Origin of the sequence: Vibrio sp. 10N.261.55.A10, from assembly GCF_041470825.1 — a bacterium.
Lineage (GTDB): Bacteria > Pseudomonadota > Gammaproteobacteria > Enterobacterales > Vibrionaceae > Vibrio > Vibrio crassostreae_C.
Map to the genome: position 1 here is coordinate 1 of NZ_JBFRNC010000009.1, position 14,463 is coordinate 14,463.

The window sequence follows — 14,463 nt, forward strand, 5'->3', positions numbered from 1 at the left end:
CTGTTGCTGTTGCTGTTGCTTTTGAGCCTGTTCGACAATCTCTAGATTCTTCTTCGCATAAGCATGTTCAGGGTTGCTTTCAAGAATACGTTGATACTCTTGGATCGCTTGGTCGTACTTACCTTGTTGGGCTTGGGCGTTAGCAAGGTTGTAGCGAGCATCTTCACCAGAAAGGTCTTGCAGCGTCTGCTCTGCGGCTTCGAAATCACCGGCTTTGTATTGAGCAATGCCTTTCCACTCTTGTTGGGTGAACTGTTCAGCAGCTTGTTGGAAGTCCTCGTCCTGATACAGCTGATAGCCTACTTGATCATCGGTTTTCCACGGGTTCGCAAACGCAGTATTTGGTTGGCTAAAAGAGATAACTCCAGCTAAGGCACACCAAATAACCCCTTTCCTGAATAATCCAAGTGCCGGAAGTAATAGCAAAGGCAGTAACCAGAAACCGTTGTTCACTCTGGTGTTGAGTGAGTTCTTGGTCTTGGTTACTTCCGATGTTGTTGCAACGCGGTCGAGGTAGCTCGCGATGTGTTCAACATCTGAGTTATCAAATTGAACTTCAGTGAACGTGCCACCATAGCTGCGTGTAAGCTCGCGCATGTTCTTCAAGTTGGTTCTTGCCACCACGGTTTGTCCTGAGTCGCTTTGCAGCATCGACCCCGTAGGTAACGAGATTGGCGCACCGTTTTCACTCCCTACAGCTAGAATCGACAATGTCCAATCGTTGCCAGAGAGTAGGGAGTCGATCTGCTTCTTCTCTTGGTCATCGATGTCATCAGCAATCAATACCAAATCACCTTGGTAGATCTTCGCGCGAGTCATCATATCAATCGCAAGCTTAACGGCTGATGCGGCATCACCACCTTGATAAGGCATGATATCTGGCGATAGGTTAGGCACTAGGTTTTTGATGGTGTTGATGTCTGACGTTAGCGGGCTAATGGTGTAAGCATCCCCAGCATACGCCACCATGCCTGTTAGCCCTTCCTTCCATAATGAAAGCAGATCAAGAGCCTTGTATCGCGCTTGAGTTAAGCGATTCGGCTTAATATCGGTGGCATACATTGACATCGACATGTCCATGATCACAACTCGTGCCTGCGTTTTTTCAAAGCTTGGTTGTTCGTTTTTCTCGAAGCTTGGCCCAGCTAACGCAATAACGCCGACCAGCCACCAAATACCGAAGTAAGTACTGCGATTTTTCGATGGCTTGCTTGATTCTGGCGCCAAGTAACGGGCGATGTGTGACGCGAGTAATCCTTGTTTGGACTGTGTCTTGCTCAGCCACCAAATAGCGGGCAGCACGGCAAGCGCCAAGAACCAATATGGGTAGATAAAAGTAAAGTTAGACATTGTTTCTCCTAATGGCTAACAGCATAAATGCGAAGAACATTGCCGCCGACAGTGGCCATACAAACCACTCTTGTTGCGGTCGCCAGATCTTAGTGGCGTTCGTCACGGGCTCTAACTGGTTAATGGTGTCGTAAATCGTCGCTAACTCTTTGCTGTCACGCGCTCGGAAGTACTGACCGCCGGTGCGTTTGGCAATTTCTATTAGTGTACGTTCATCCAAGTCTTGAGCAGTATTGACTTTGCGCGTCATGAAGAACTCTTTGACCATCATCTCGCCTGCACCGACACCCACGGTGTAAATCGTTGCGTCGTATTTCTTTGCAATATCCGCCGCTTCTAATGGGTCTAATACCCCGGCGGTATTACTGCCGTCGCTGAGTAGAATCATTACACGTTGGGGCGCATCGCTATCGACAAAGGTTTTGGTGGCAAGACCAATACCATCACCAATCGCTGTTTGAGTACCAATCAGCTTTAACACCGCTTGATTGAGCTGTTGTGAAAGCGTATCTCTATCTAGCGTAAGCGGGGTCTGCAAGTAGGCGTGATCAGCAAATAACACCAGTCCAACTCGGTCGCCTTTTCGTCGCTCAATAAAGTCACTCAATACGCGTTTCACCGCCGACAAGCGGTCGATGTATTCGCCATTGAACTGCATGTCTTCTTGGCTCATCGAATAGGAGAGGTCGACAACCAACATCAAATCACGATGTTTCGGTTGAAACTCTACCGGTTCGCCATACCATACAGGGCGCGCGCTCGCCGTAACCAGCAGAAGCCAGATAATCACGGACAACGCCTTTGGTAAGCGACTGCTCGGTGTTTTGGTATTACTGTCTTCTGGCAGAAATGGAAGTCTTAGGACATGGCTTGATTCTGACTTTGGTGAGAACAAGTAAACGAGCAACGGCAGTGGCGCGATGAAGAACATCCACCACCAAACGAACTCGATGTTTAGCAAGTCCCCGCTTAGAAACATAGGGCTTAGAAAATCACTCATAAAGACCTCGCTTAGGAGGAAGGGCTTTACGAAGCCAAGTTTCGCAATCATTAACTAATTGTTGTTGAGCCTTTTTCTGTTCGTCGTTCATAAGGGCTACATCTTGATAGAGCGCTTGTTGCCACTGGGATTGTTTTGCTACAAATAACGGCTTCGCCAATTGCGCATCTAAGAACTTCAACCAATCATCACCAGACAAACCTGCAATTTTTTCACGAGGGAAATAGCTCAGTGCTGCTTGACGAACGATGTCTTGAGCTTTGCTCGGAGACAAGCCATCTTGGGACTGACTATTACTAAAGTAAGACAGCGCTTCTTGTTTCGCCTGTTGATTGTTTTTTCTACGTTTTAGAATGAAAAACACCAAGGCAATCAGGAAAATGGCTGTGATAATGACTGCCCACCAACCCCACGCCAAAGGCCACCAAGTCGGGGCGTCTGGCGCAATCACCGGACTTAAATCTAAGGGCTGTTTCATGACTGAGCTCCTGATATCTGGCTCATGAGTGACTGCGCACTCGACAGCGAGCTATAAGGTATCGCGAGAGATAACCCCATCTGTTGCAGCTGCTGTTTCTTAAGCGAAAAAGCATGGTTAAGCTTTTGCTTTTCTTTATTAGAAGAGAAATTAAACCATTGAGTTTTGCTGCCATCGGTGACCTGTTTAGAGCCTTTATAGGTGGTTTCACCTTGCTCTAGCGGGTCGTAGAAATGCACAAGACGTACTCTGTTGTGTCGGCGAATTTGACTGATAAGTGAGTAGTCACTTTCTTGGTAACGCACAAAGTCACTGAGCATAATAATATCGCTTCCTTTAGGGCAAAGCTGGTGCAGAGATTTCAGTCCATGCTCTAAGGTCGTGTCATTATGATTGTCGTGATTAGTCAGTGCCGTATTATTGATTTCTATGACTTTTTGCAAAATACGCAGTGGAGCATGGTTGCTTGCACTTGGCTTAATCTCAATGACCTCTTTGCCAGTATCGATCACCGCGCCAATTCGATCTTTTTGAGCCACAGTAAGCCAGCACAGTTGGCTAGCAAAGTGTGCAAGTTGAACCGATTTCAGCAACAAGGTTGAGCCGAAAATCATACTGCTTGATAGATCCAAGAATAAAATGACAGGCTGTTCTCGTTCTTCAGAGAAAAGTTTGGTATGCGCTTTGCCCGTTCTGGCTGTTACACGCCAATCAATGCTGCGAATGTCATCTCCCGCTTGATATTGACGAACTTCAGAGAAATTCATCCCGCGACCTTTACGGTTGCTCTCGTGTTGGCCGTTAAGCTGTGACCAAAGGCTCTTGGCGGGAGGCAACCAGCGAACAGACTGCGCTTTGTATTGCAGAAGTTCGTCCAGGTTTAACGTGACACCGTCACTATGGTTGGGTAGTTGATTATTCATGCGCGTATCCCTATGCGCTGCCAACCAATGAAATAAGGTGTGCGATCACTTGGTTTGCGGTGACACCTTCAGCTTGTGCGTGGTAGCTGCGCAGTAGACGGTGGCGTAACACAGGGAATGCCATCGCTTGAACGTCTTGTGGAGTGACGTAATCTCGTCCTGCAAGCCAAGCGTGAGCGCGGGCACAACGGTCTAACGCAATGGTTGCACGCGGGCTGACACCCATGTCTAACCATTGATCAAGTTGGTCACTGTATTGCTTAGGTTGGCGAGTCGCCATAACCAGTCTGATGATGTACTGCTCAATGGTGTCTGCCATGTGAATGTTGAGCACTTCTTGGCGCGCTTCAAAGATCGTTTGCTGAGATATCTGTTGTGGCTGAGCTGATTCGTTACCTTGAGCCTCACCACGGTTGAGTCGTAAGATCTCAAGCTCGTTTTCCATATCTGGGTATTCAACCTCTAGGTGAAGCAAGAATCGGTCTAACTGAGCTTCCGGTAGCGGGTAAGTCCCTTCTTGTTCAATTGGGTTCTGTGTTGCCATTACCAAAAATAGCTCAGGCAGCGCATAGGTTTTTCGACCGGCAGTTACTTGTTTTTCTGCCATCGCTTCCAGCATTGCCGCTTGAACTTTCGCTGGAGCACGGTTGATCTCATCCGCTAGAATCAGCGAGTTGAAAATCGGGCCTGATTGGAAAGTGAACTCCCCAGTCTCAGGGCGAAAAATGTCGGTACCCGTCAAATCAGCTGGCAACAGATCGGGAGTGAATTGAATACGGTGGAAGTCACCCTCAACACAGTCAGCCAATGATTTTACTGCGCGAGTTTTTGCTAAGCCGGGAGGTCCTTCAACGAGGATATGACCATCTGCTAAAAGGGCGATCATCAGTTGCTTAACGAGCTCTTTTTGACCAATGATTTGAGACTCTAGATAGTTTTGAAGGACTTCGAAATTTGTTTTGTGCATTTTGGACTCTCTGGGTATCCATTTGATTTTTATTTTGAGTATTGGTCACTGATTTCGAGGAAAAAGTTCCAGTACATTTGCGTAATTTATTTTTTCAAAATTGGAAATATTTACAAGTGGTTAGCTAAAAACATCGTTAGGTTGTGATTATTACTATATCAATTGGTTTTTATATACAAAAGCTCGGCGGTGGGGAGTGGTTTGAGTTCGGTTGGGTCTCAGGGGGTGAGAACTAAAATTGACTCTCGACAATGCGGTATTTGCTTAGTTAATTCATGCTCAAGGTGAATATTTCTAATTGTTACATCATATTTGCAGTTTTTTGAGAAGAAAGTCTCTAGTTTTATTGGTTGTGGCCGATACATCACTCAGATTGTGCATTGCTTGTTGGAGTGCACTAAAAAAGTCCTGTTCAGGGTATACCAATAACGAGCGATTCTTTTTAAAGGTCCAAATATGTTTAAAACTAACTCTCTGAGTATCAAGCAAAAAGTTGTACTTGGAATTACCTTTGCGGTTCTTGCATCGACAGTGATTGTCGGCGCAATGGCACAACAACAAGCAAGAGATGTATTAAGTCATCGATTGATCGATATTGAACTTCCAGGAATGCTAGAGCGAATCAATGGTGAAATTGACCGAGAAGTCTCTCAGCTATTACTAGCGGCGGAGCAAATTGCTTCAAATGAATTTATTTCTGATGCTATCGAATCGACCGATCGCGATCCCGCACTAGAAAATAAACTGGTGAAACAGCTGAACAATGTTCGTAACCAGTATCAGTTGAACGATGCCTCAGTGGCGAACCGTCAAACTGCTTACTACTGGAACCAAAATGGCTTCCTACGTCAGTTAAACCAACAGCAAGATGGTTGGTTCTTTGGCTTTACGCAATCTGGACAGCCGACCATGGTGAGCATGTTCCAAGAAGCCAATGGCGAAGTGAAGATGTTTGCTAACTACCAACAGCCTTCTGGTTTGGCTATGTCTGGTCTATCAAAGTCGATGGATGACATGGTTAACCTGCTGAACGGTTTCAAGATTGAAAATACCGGTTTTGTCTTCTTAACCGATAGCCAAGGTGATGTTCAAATTCATCGCGAGCGTTCTCGCAGTGACTCTTCACTTCAACAACTTTACGGTCCTCAAGCAAGCCAACTACTGAACAAGTCGGGCTTCAACCTGATTACTACAGAAAGCCAAGGCCAAGAGCTGTTCGTGGCGAGCTTGTATGTGTCTTCAATGGACTGGTTCGTTATTGGTGTGGTACCAACCGGTGAAGTGTTTGCTGAGCTTGATGCGACTGCGCAGAAGATGCTGATCATGACTGCGGTTGTGGCGTTAGTCTTTATCCTAATGGGCGTAGTTCTGGCGAACAGCATTACTCAACCGATCAAGCTTTTGGCTAAGCGTTTCGGCGACTTAGGTGAAGGCGACGGTGACCTTGCACAGCGTATCGAAGTGAAAGGCAACGATGAAATTGCACAGCTTTCAAAAGGCTTCAACGGATTCATTGAAAAGATTCACGAGTCGATGAAAGAGGTGTGTTCGACAAGCCAAGCGCTTCAAGTGGCGGCAGAGAGTGTTTCTAGCAAAGCCCACATCACCCACGACAACAGCCAAGAACAGCGCGACCAAACGCTTCAAGTGGTGGCTGCAATTAACCAAATGGGTATGACCATCAGCGAGATTGCATCGAACGCGGCAACCGCAGCAGAAACGGCAACTCAAGCTTCAGGCAATACGGAAGTAGGCCGCTCTGTGGTGAACAAAGCAAAAGACGCGATCAGTCGTTTGGCGCAAGATATTGAAAGCACAGGTCAGGTAGTAGAGCAACTGGCTTCTACAACTCAAGACATCGGCTCTATTCTGGGTGTTATCCGTGATATTTCAGAGCAAACTAACTTACTTGCACTGAACGCTGCGATTGAAGCCGCACGTGCCGGTGAACAAGGTCGCGGTTTTGCTGTCGTAGCAGATGAAGTACGTAACCTAGCAAGCCGTACTGCAGATTCAACGGAAGAGATTCAGAAGATGATCAACCAACTGCAAAGCGATGCTAAAGATGCGGTAACGGCAATGAGTGCGGGTAAGGTGATTACCCTTGAAGGTGTATCGGCTTCGGATGAAGCGGTAGACGTGCTGAGTGGCATTTCAGACCGTATCGTTGATATCACAGACCGTAACACTCAAGTGGCAACGGCAACGGAAGAGCAATCAACCGTAGTTCACACCATCAACCAGAACATTGAAGAGATTAACGCAATCAACGAAGTGACAACGAGCACGGCTGAGCAACTTGCTGAAGCGAGCCAAGAGCTTCGTGATCTATCGTCTCGTCTAGATAAGATGGTTGGTTTATTTAAGCTTTAATTCTTTCAAGCTGTAACATGGCTTAGAAAGGGATATAGACGAAGAGCTGGATTCATTTCATCGTGAATTCAGCTCTTTTTATTTACGGGCTTGTTTTCTTCTAACTGACGTTCGCTTGATCTGGTTTCGGGCTTTGCACTCAATCGCCCTAGCATCATAGGGCGTAAATGAGTAAAATCTGGTTAGGTTTAATATTTAGGTAAGTATCATGAGCGATTTTGAAAAAGAACTAGAGCAGATGACTCAAGAGATGGGCGATGAGCCTGAGGTGAAACTGCCATCACTTGAAGAGCAAAAAGCAATTGTTGCTGAGTTCAAGCGACTAGAAGCGGAAGGCAAACTGACTCCTGAAGTGTTAGAGAAGCATTTTGGCCAGTTCAACAAACAGAATGATACGCCAATTCACTAAGTTGATTTAGACAGGTTTCATGTCTGAAAGAAGTGATATTAGCGGTTGGGTTCATAGCCTAACTAACAGATAAAGGTCTAGCGCTTGCTAGACCTTTTTTATTGCCGCTAGCGAAAGACCGAGTGGCTGACTCATGAACTATTCAATGTAAGTGAAACTCGTATCCAACACATAAAAATATCCAGCACATAAAAAAATCCCCCTTACTGAGTAAGAGGGATTCGATATGGGCAAGTTATATCCTAAAAGGCTAAGCGATTAGTCTGTGCCGTATTCTTTGTACAAACGACGACATGCGCGGCCATCGCTGTGGAACAGGTGACAACGGTGCGCTGGAATACCAATCGCCAACTTGTCACCTGATTCGATTTTCAACGTGTCTGGCTGGCGATAGATAACATCAGCATCGGCACTTTCAAGGTTTAGGTAAACCTGAGTTTCGTTACCTAGTTTCTCTACCATCATCACGTCAGCTTCAATCGTCGCGTCACCTGATTCAGCAGACATCAAGTGTTCAGGGCGAATACCCAGAGACATACGATCGCCAGCATTGACAGTCGTACCATCAACAGGGATCCAGAAAGTCATGCCATTAGAAAGTTGTACCAATACGCGTTCTGCTTCAGCTTGTTCAATGTGTACCGACATGAAGTTCATCTTCGGTGAGCCAATAAAGCCAGCAACGAAACGGTTTTGAGGGTAGTGGTAAAGGTCAAGCGGCTTACCGACTTGAGATACATAACCACCATCCAGAACAACGATCTTATCCGCCATTGTCATCGCTTCCACTTGGTCGTGGGTAACGTAGATCATGGTACAACCCAGTTGACGCTGTAGCTTGGTGATTTGCGAACGCATTTGAACACGTAGCGCGGCATCTAGGTTTGATAAAGGCTCATCAAGTAGGAATACGTTTGGTTGAGAAACCAGAGTACGACCAATCGCAACACGTTGACGTTGACCACCAGAAAGCGCTTTAGGTTGGCGCTCAAGAAGGTGACCAAGCTGAAGGATTTCTGCAGCATGTTCAACGCGTTTGTCGATCTCAGCTTTATTTGCGTTTGCTAGCTTAAGACCGAAAGACATGTTGTCGTATAGGTTAAGGTGAGGGTAAAGCGCATAAGACTGGAATACCATACCTACGCCACGCTTTGACGGTTCAACGTCATTCATGCGTTGGTCGCCAATGTACAAATCACCAGACGTAATGTCTTCTAGACCTGCGATACAACGTAATAGCGTCGATTTACCACAACCTGATGGTCCAACGAATACTACGAATTCACCTTCGTTGATGTCTAAGGTTACGTCCTTAGAAATCTGTACATCACCATATGATTTATAAACGTTTTTTAACGTGACACTCGCCATCTAGCTTGTCCTCGATCGATCAAATTTTAAGTTTTACTGCTTATCATTATAAGAAATTTTTGGGTCAGCAGTAACTGTAGGAATTGGTAAGTATTGAATGAGTAAGAAAAAAGTGGGTGAGACTTGGCTTCTTTAACCAAGCCCACCCGTCATAGCCAAACTGATGCCCATTTCCCCCACATCCAGCTAAACCTCCCCCGTGATTCAATCACAGATTTAGCTCGATGCTAATATAAGACACCAGCGGGCAGTGAAGCCAACTAAATGAATAATGCGTCAACGCATAACACTTGCCGGTAAAGGGTTCTTACTATCCACTCTTGGATGAATGCAGTTTCGGTGAAATGGCGTAAGGGTACATCCTCCCAATGGGAAATTAACTAGGGGGAGTAGGAGGGGAGGAGTAGATATACGGGGTTATTAATAATTGGCGATCCAGTTCAAATAAATCCACCACGTAACGGTGATGTTGATCACGATGAGTATACGTTTTGTGATTGCAGTCTCTAATCTGACCGGATGGCGATCACGAATTTAAGCCATAATAGCTAGGGCGTAGTGGCTAGGATGATGAGCTAGGGGCTGTTTTCTCAGATCATATCCTCCGAAAACTGGCTCATCTTGGTAGATGTGCCCTACGTATAAATATAAAAAGGATATTCACATGAAAAACGCTCTAAGCGCTGTAGCTCTAGGTACAATAGTTGCTCTGGGTTCTTTTGGTGCAAATGCTGCTATCGAAGAAGGACAACTAACAATCTGGGTAGGTGGTGACAAAGCTTATGAAGGCATGGCTGAAGTAGGTAAACGCTTCGAAGAAGATACTGGTGTTAAAGTAACCGTCGCTTTCCCTGACAAGCTAGAAGAAAAATTCCCTCAAGTAGCAGCAGCTGGCGATGGCCCAGACATGATCTTCTACGCACATGACCGTTTTGGCGGCTATGCAGAAGCGGGACTTCTTGTTGATATCAAACCTTCTAAAGAGACTAAAGAAGGTATCGTAGACTTCGCATGGGACGCTGTTTCATACGAGGGTAAAACAATCGCATACCCTGTTGCTGTTGAGTCAGTTTCCCTAATTTACAACAAAGCACTTGTTCCTAACCCACCTAAGTCTTGGGAAGAAATCCCAGCACTTAACGCTGAACTTCAGAAAGACGGCAAGAAAGCGATCATGTGGCCTTTACGTGGCGGCGCTTACTTCACATGGCCTCTACTTGCAGCTGACGGCGGCTACGCATTCAAACAGACTGCAGAAGGTTACGACATTAAAGATGCGGGCGTAGCGACTGAAGGTGTTCAGAAGTCTCTAGGTTTCATCGAGAAGATGGTACAAGACAAAGTTATCTCTGCAGACATGGATTACTCAGTAGCTGAGTCTGAATTCGTTGCAGGTAACGTTGCAATGACAATCAACGGCCCTTGGGGTTGGGAAAACATCAAGAAAGCTGGCGTAGACTACGGCGTAACAACACTACCTAAGTTCAACGGTAAAGCGTCTAAACCTTTCGTTGGTGTATGGGCGGGTGGTATCAGCACTGCGTCTCCAAACCGCGATCTAGCTGTTGAGTTCATGGAAAACTACCTACTAACAGATGAAGGTATGAAGAGCCTGAACGACGACAAGCCACTAGGCGCTGTTGCTCTTAACTCTTTCCAACGTCAACTAGACAGCGATACTCGTATTGCAGCAACAATGGACAACGCGATGAACGGTGAAATCATGCCTAACATCCCTCAGTTCACAACATTCTGGTACAGCATGGAAGAAGCGATCGGCAACGTAGTTGACGGCCGTCAATCAGTAGACCAAGCACTAAAAGCTGCTGAAGGTCGTATGGTTAAGTAACACCCAGGCACTACCTTTTAAGGAGAGGGTAACCTCTCCTTACTTTTCTATTTTTTATCTATATCGCTAGCAGGTTCCTCTATGCAGTCAGTTCAAGGTACAGATGCTATCCCAGCACCATCAAGCCTTCCAGGCAGTAAAAGCGTCTTCATTAAATGGGGGTTGCTTGGTAGCGTTGGCTTAATAAACGGCTACGCTACAATTCTAATGTATTCTCGCGGTGAGCTCGCTTTTGCGCTGCTTACAGTGATCTTAACGGCTTTGGCACTTTACATTTTTGGTAGTAAAAAAACTTACGCCCACCGTTATATTTACCCAGGTATTGCCGGAATGATCTTGTTCATTCTTTTCCCATTGGCATACACCGTAGGGCTTGCGTTTACTAACTACAGCGCGAAAAACCAACTTTCTCTAGAGCGTACTCAAACCGTTCTTTTAGACCGTTCTTTCCAAAGCGGTGAGAGCTACCCATTTACTTTGTACAAGACAGATGACGGTCACCAGATCGTTGTAAAAGATGGCGATCAACTGTTAGCGACTGACGTATTTTCTCTAGACAATATGACAGAAACAGAGATGGACCTATCTGTTATTGAGTCTGCGCAAGGTGAAAAAGAGAAGATCAAAGCGATCATTCAAAACCGAGCAGCAATCAGTGGTGTTGATTTCAATCTACCTGACGGTGGTGACATCCGCATGAGTGGCTTACGTAAGTTTGCTTCTGTTGCTCCGCTTTACACGCTACAAGACGATGAAGAAACGTTAATCAACAATGAAACGGGTGAAGTTCTCAAGCCAAATATGGATGTGGGTTTCTACCAGCCTGTTGATGCAAATGGTGAGTTTACGGGTAATACCATCTCTCCAGGTTTCGTGGTTAGCATTGGTACGCATAACTTTGAGCGTGTATGGAAAGATGACGGCATTAAAGAACCGTTTATCAGCATCTTTATTTGGACGGTTATCTTCTCGGTATGTACCGTAGCGTTCACGCTAGTTATCGGCCTTGTATTGGCTAACATCGTGCAATGGGAAGAGTTGAAAGGTCGTTCTATTTATCGTGTTCTACTGATTCTGCCTTACGCCGTACCCGCGTTTATCTCGATTCTTATCTTTAAGGGTCTATTCAACCAAAGTTTTGGTGAGATCAACATGGTGCTCGAGAATATCTTCGGCTTAAGCCCGAACTGGTTCTCAGACCCTATCTTAGCGAAAACCATGGTGTTGATGGTTAACACATGGCTAGGTTTCCCTTACATGATGATTCTATGTATGGGTCTGCTTAAAGCGATTCCTGATGATTTATACGAAGCGTCAGCAATCGATGGTGCGAACTTCCTTGATAACTTCAAGCGCATTACGTTCCCATTGATGATTAAACCGCTTACACCGCTATTGATTGCAGCGTTTGCCTTTAACTTCAACAACTTCGTAATGATTCAACTATTGACGAACGGTGGCCCGAACATGATTGGTACTTCTGAGCCAGCGGGTTACACAGACTTGCTTGTAAGCTACACGTACCGAATTGCATTCGAAGGCGGCGGCGGTCAAGACTTCGGTCTAGCAAGTGCTATCGCAACGCTTATCTTCCTATTGGTTGGTGCACTAGCGTTACTAAACCTTCGTTTCACTAAACTGTCTCAAGATTAAGGAGCACGACAATGGCTATGGTACAAGGTAAAGGCCTTAAATACCGAGTGTGGGCAACGCATGCAGTGTTGTGGTGCTTCTTGGCAATGATTATCTTCCCACTACTGATGATCATCGCGATCTCGTTCCGTGAAGGTAACTTCGCAACCGGTAGTTTGATTCCAGATAACCCATCATTGGAACACTGGAAGTTAGCATTGGGTATGTCAGTAACGAACGCAGATGGCTCGGTAACGTCACCTCCGTTCCCTGTGCTAACTTGGTTATGGAACTCAGTGAAGGTTGCAGGTATCACATCGATTCTGATTGTGACACTGTCTACGACATCGGCTTACGCGTTTGCTCGTATGCGCTTTAAAGGTAAGAACACAATCCTGAAAGCGATGATGATTTTCCAAATGTTCCCAGCAGTATTGGCTCTAGTAGCAATCTACGCGCTGTTTGACAAACTTGGTCAATACATTCCGTTTTTAGGCTTGAACACACACGGTGGTCTAATCTTCTCTTACCTAGGTGGTATTGCACTGCACGTATGGACGATTAAGGGTTACTTTGAGACGATTGATAACTCTCTGGAAGAGGCAGCAGCCCTTGATGGTGCAACGCCTTGGCAAGCATTCAGACTGGTTCTACTACCGCTGTCTGTGCCAATCCTAGCGGTTGTGTTTATCCTATCTTTCATCGCGACAGTGGGTGAGGTGCCAGTAGCGTCTATCCTACTTACAGATGTGAACTCTTACACGCTAGCAGTAGGTATGCAGCAGTACCTATACCCTCAGAACTACCTATGGGGTGACTTTGCGGCAGCGGCTGTACTATCAGCACTTCCGATTACTATCGTGTTCTTACTTGCTCAACGTTGGTTAGTTGGCGGTTTGACGGCAGGTGGTGTAAAAGGATAAGCTGTACTCTATAAGAAAGAAAAAGAGCGACCGTTAGGTCGCTCTATATTGGCATTTTTATTACATCATTTGGTTTGGCCGCCGATCAGTAATAAAAATAACCCTCAGGTTACGCATAGCTGGCTACTAATCAGGTTCCTTACGCTATTAATGATTAGTGGTTTTTGTAACTCTAACCCAGGTATTTACTTGGGTTTTTTTATGCTTGGTGATTCTCTTCTTAAGTATAATATTCCCGCCTTTCAACAACACCTCAGCCCAATTTACATGCGACGTATAGCGTAAATATTGAGTGCTCATACTTAAATTACACTTTGATATGTGATCTACGTAAACTATTCTCCAAAGTCCGGAGGTTCTATGGCTAACAAGCTTAATGTGAAAGCTTATGTTCAATTGTGTCGGTATGTAGCAAAAAGATGACAAACAATTACGTGTTTTAATGGTTTCCTATTCATTAATATTATTCTGTTTCGAAACCCAGTGAAAGGGACTGCATTGGTGACTAAAGGATATGGAAAACGATAAATAATATTTTTAGATAGGCAGTTAAATATAATGTTAAGAAAAACAGTAATCACAACAACTCTCCTTATGCTGACTTCTGCGGTATATGCAAATCCATATATTGGAGCATCTGTTGGACAAGCAAATTTCGATAGCGCTAACTTTTCTGTTGATTCTGTATACGGTTCTGACAACACATCATTAAAATTAGATGACGACTCCAGTTTAGCGGGCAAAATCTACGGCGGTTATCAGTTCAATCGTTATATTGCTTTGGAAGGTTCCATAGGAGGTTATGATGCTTTGGACAGTGGTTCAGTGACAGTCGGAGACATGAAATTTGCAGCGATTCAGCCTAAAGTTATTTTACCGATAAATGATCGTTTTAATCTTTTTGCAAAAGCCGGAGTCGCATATTTTAATGCTGAATTCAAGGTCAGTAATTCCTTCGTTGGGGCAACTGGCCATTCAACATTCTCTGATACAACAATGACGGGTATGTATGGCTTGGGCGCAGATTTCTCACTGACAGATAATCTTCGCATTGAAGCAACGTGGGATTATATGAAACCGGATCTAGAAGTCGCAAAAGTGCTTGGTGCTACTGCTTCTGTCGATGCTGAAATTAGTGTTTTTTCTCTTGGAATGAATTACCACTTCTAATATTGAGAATCTAAGGGG

Annotated in this window: 12 protein-coding genes; 6 read left to right on the forward strand and 6 right to left on the reverse strand. The window is 45.2% G+C overall.

Features of this window, described 5'->3' with window-relative positions:
* The 5 genes from AB4274_RS02625 to AB4274_RS02645 all read right to left on the reverse strand — a co-directional run.
* Positions 1 to 1,350, reverse strand: a 1,350-nt coding sequence (locus AB4274_RS02625; RefSeq protein ID WP_372110869.1) for a VWA domain-containing protein, incomplete at its 3' end; no start/stop codon positions are given.
* On the reverse strand, positions 1,343 to 2,350 hold the full coding sequence (locus AB4274_RS02630) for a VWA domain-containing protein (RefSeq protein WP_017060042.1): 1,008 nt from the start codon (positions 2,348 to 2,350) through the stop codon (positions 1,343 to 1,345). The genes AB4274_RS02630 and AB4274_RS02625, both read right to left, overlap by 8 nt.
* Positions 2,343 to 2,828 carry a DUF4381 domain-containing protein gene (locus AB4274_RS02635; RefSeq protein ID WP_065583800.1) on the reverse strand — a complete coding sequence of 162 codons (486 nt, stop codon included), beginning with the start codon at positions 2,826 to 2,828 and terminating at the stop codon, positions 2,343 to 2,345. The genes AB4274_RS02630 and AB4274_RS02635 overlap by 8 nt, the downstream gene beginning before the upstream one ends.
* Positions 2,825 to 3,751 carry a DUF58 domain-containing protein gene (locus AB4274_RS02640; RefSeq protein WP_017060044.1) on the reverse strand — a complete coding sequence of 309 codons (927 nt, stop codon included), beginning with the start codon at positions 3,749 to 3,751 and terminating at the stop codon, positions 2,825 to 2,827. The genes AB4274_RS02635 and AB4274_RS02640 overlap by 4 nt, the downstream gene beginning before the upstream one ends.
* A gap of 10 nt (positions 3,752 to 3,761) precedes the next feature.
* A complete protein-coding gene (locus tag AB4274_RS02645; protein ID WP_372110872.1) occupies positions 3,762 to 4,718 on the reverse strand; it encodes an AAA family ATPase in 957 nt (318 codons plus the stop codon).
* Between the two features lie 456 nt (positions 4,719 to 5,174).
* Between AB4274_RS02645 and AB4274_RS02650 the strand changes: the two genes are divergently transcribed.
* Together AB4274_RS02650 and AB4274_RS02655 are read left to right on the forward strand one after the other, a co-directional pair.
* Positions 5,175 to 7,091, forward strand: coding sequence for a methyl-accepting chemotaxis protein (locus AB4274_RS02650; RefSeq protein WP_065583801.1), 1,917 nt, complete (start codon positions 5,175 to 5,177; stop codon positions 7,089 to 7,091).
* A 208-nt stretch (positions 7,092 to 7,299) separates the two neighbouring features.
* Positions 7,300 to 7,500 (forward strand): hypothetical protein, encoded by a 201-nt coding sequence (locus tag AB4274_RS02655; protein ID WP_010431457.1) that lies wholly within the window; start codon positions 7,300 to 7,302, stop codon positions 7,498 to 7,500.
* Positions 7,501 to 7,758: 258 nt separating this feature from the next.
* On the opposite strand, the gene malK is transcribed toward AB4274_RS02655, so the two are convergent.
* The gene (malK, locus tag AB4274_RS02660; protein WP_017060047.1) at positions 7,759 to 8,871 is read right to left on the reverse strand and encodes a maltose/maltodextrin ABC transporter ATP-binding protein MalK; all 1,113 of its coding nucleotides are present in this window, start codon (positions 8,869 to 8,871) and stop codon (positions 7,759 to 7,761) included.
* A gap of 664 nt (positions 8,872 to 9,535) precedes the next feature.
* On the opposite strand from malK, the gene malE reads away from it, so the two are divergent.
* The 4 genes from malE (at position 9,536) to AB4274_RS02680 (ending at position 14,445) form a co-directional block, all read left to right on the forward strand.
* Positions 9,536 to 10,720: a maltose/maltodextrin ABC transporter substrate-binding protein MalE gene (gene malE, locus AB4274_RS02665; RefSeq protein ID WP_017067915.1), complete on the forward strand. Its 1,185-nt coding sequence runs from the start codon at positions 9,536 to 9,538 to the stop codon at positions 10,718 to 10,720.
* Positions 10,721 to 10,801: 81 nt separating this feature from the next.
* Positions 10,802 to 12,373, forward strand: coding sequence for a maltose ABC transporter permease MalF (gene malF / locus AB4274_RS02670; RefSeq protein WP_017060049.1), 1,572 nt, complete (start codon positions 10,802 to 10,804; stop codon positions 12,371 to 12,373).
* Between the two features lie 11 nt (positions 12,374 to 12,384).
* The gene (gene malG, locus AB4274_RS02675) at positions 12,385 to 13,275 is read left to right on the forward strand and encodes a maltose ABC transporter permease MalG (RefSeq protein WP_017060050.1); all 891 of its coding nucleotides are present in this window, start codon (positions 12,385 to 12,387) and stop codon (positions 13,273 to 13,275) included.
* Between the two features lie 558 nt (positions 13,276 to 13,833).
* Positions 13,834 to 14,445: an outer membrane beta-barrel protein gene (locus AB4274_RS02680; protein WP_372110876.1), complete on the forward strand. Its 612-nt coding sequence runs from the start codon at positions 13,834 to 13,836 to the stop codon at positions 14,443 to 14,445.
* The last annotated feature ends 18 nt before the right edge of the window (positions 14,446 to 14,463 follow it).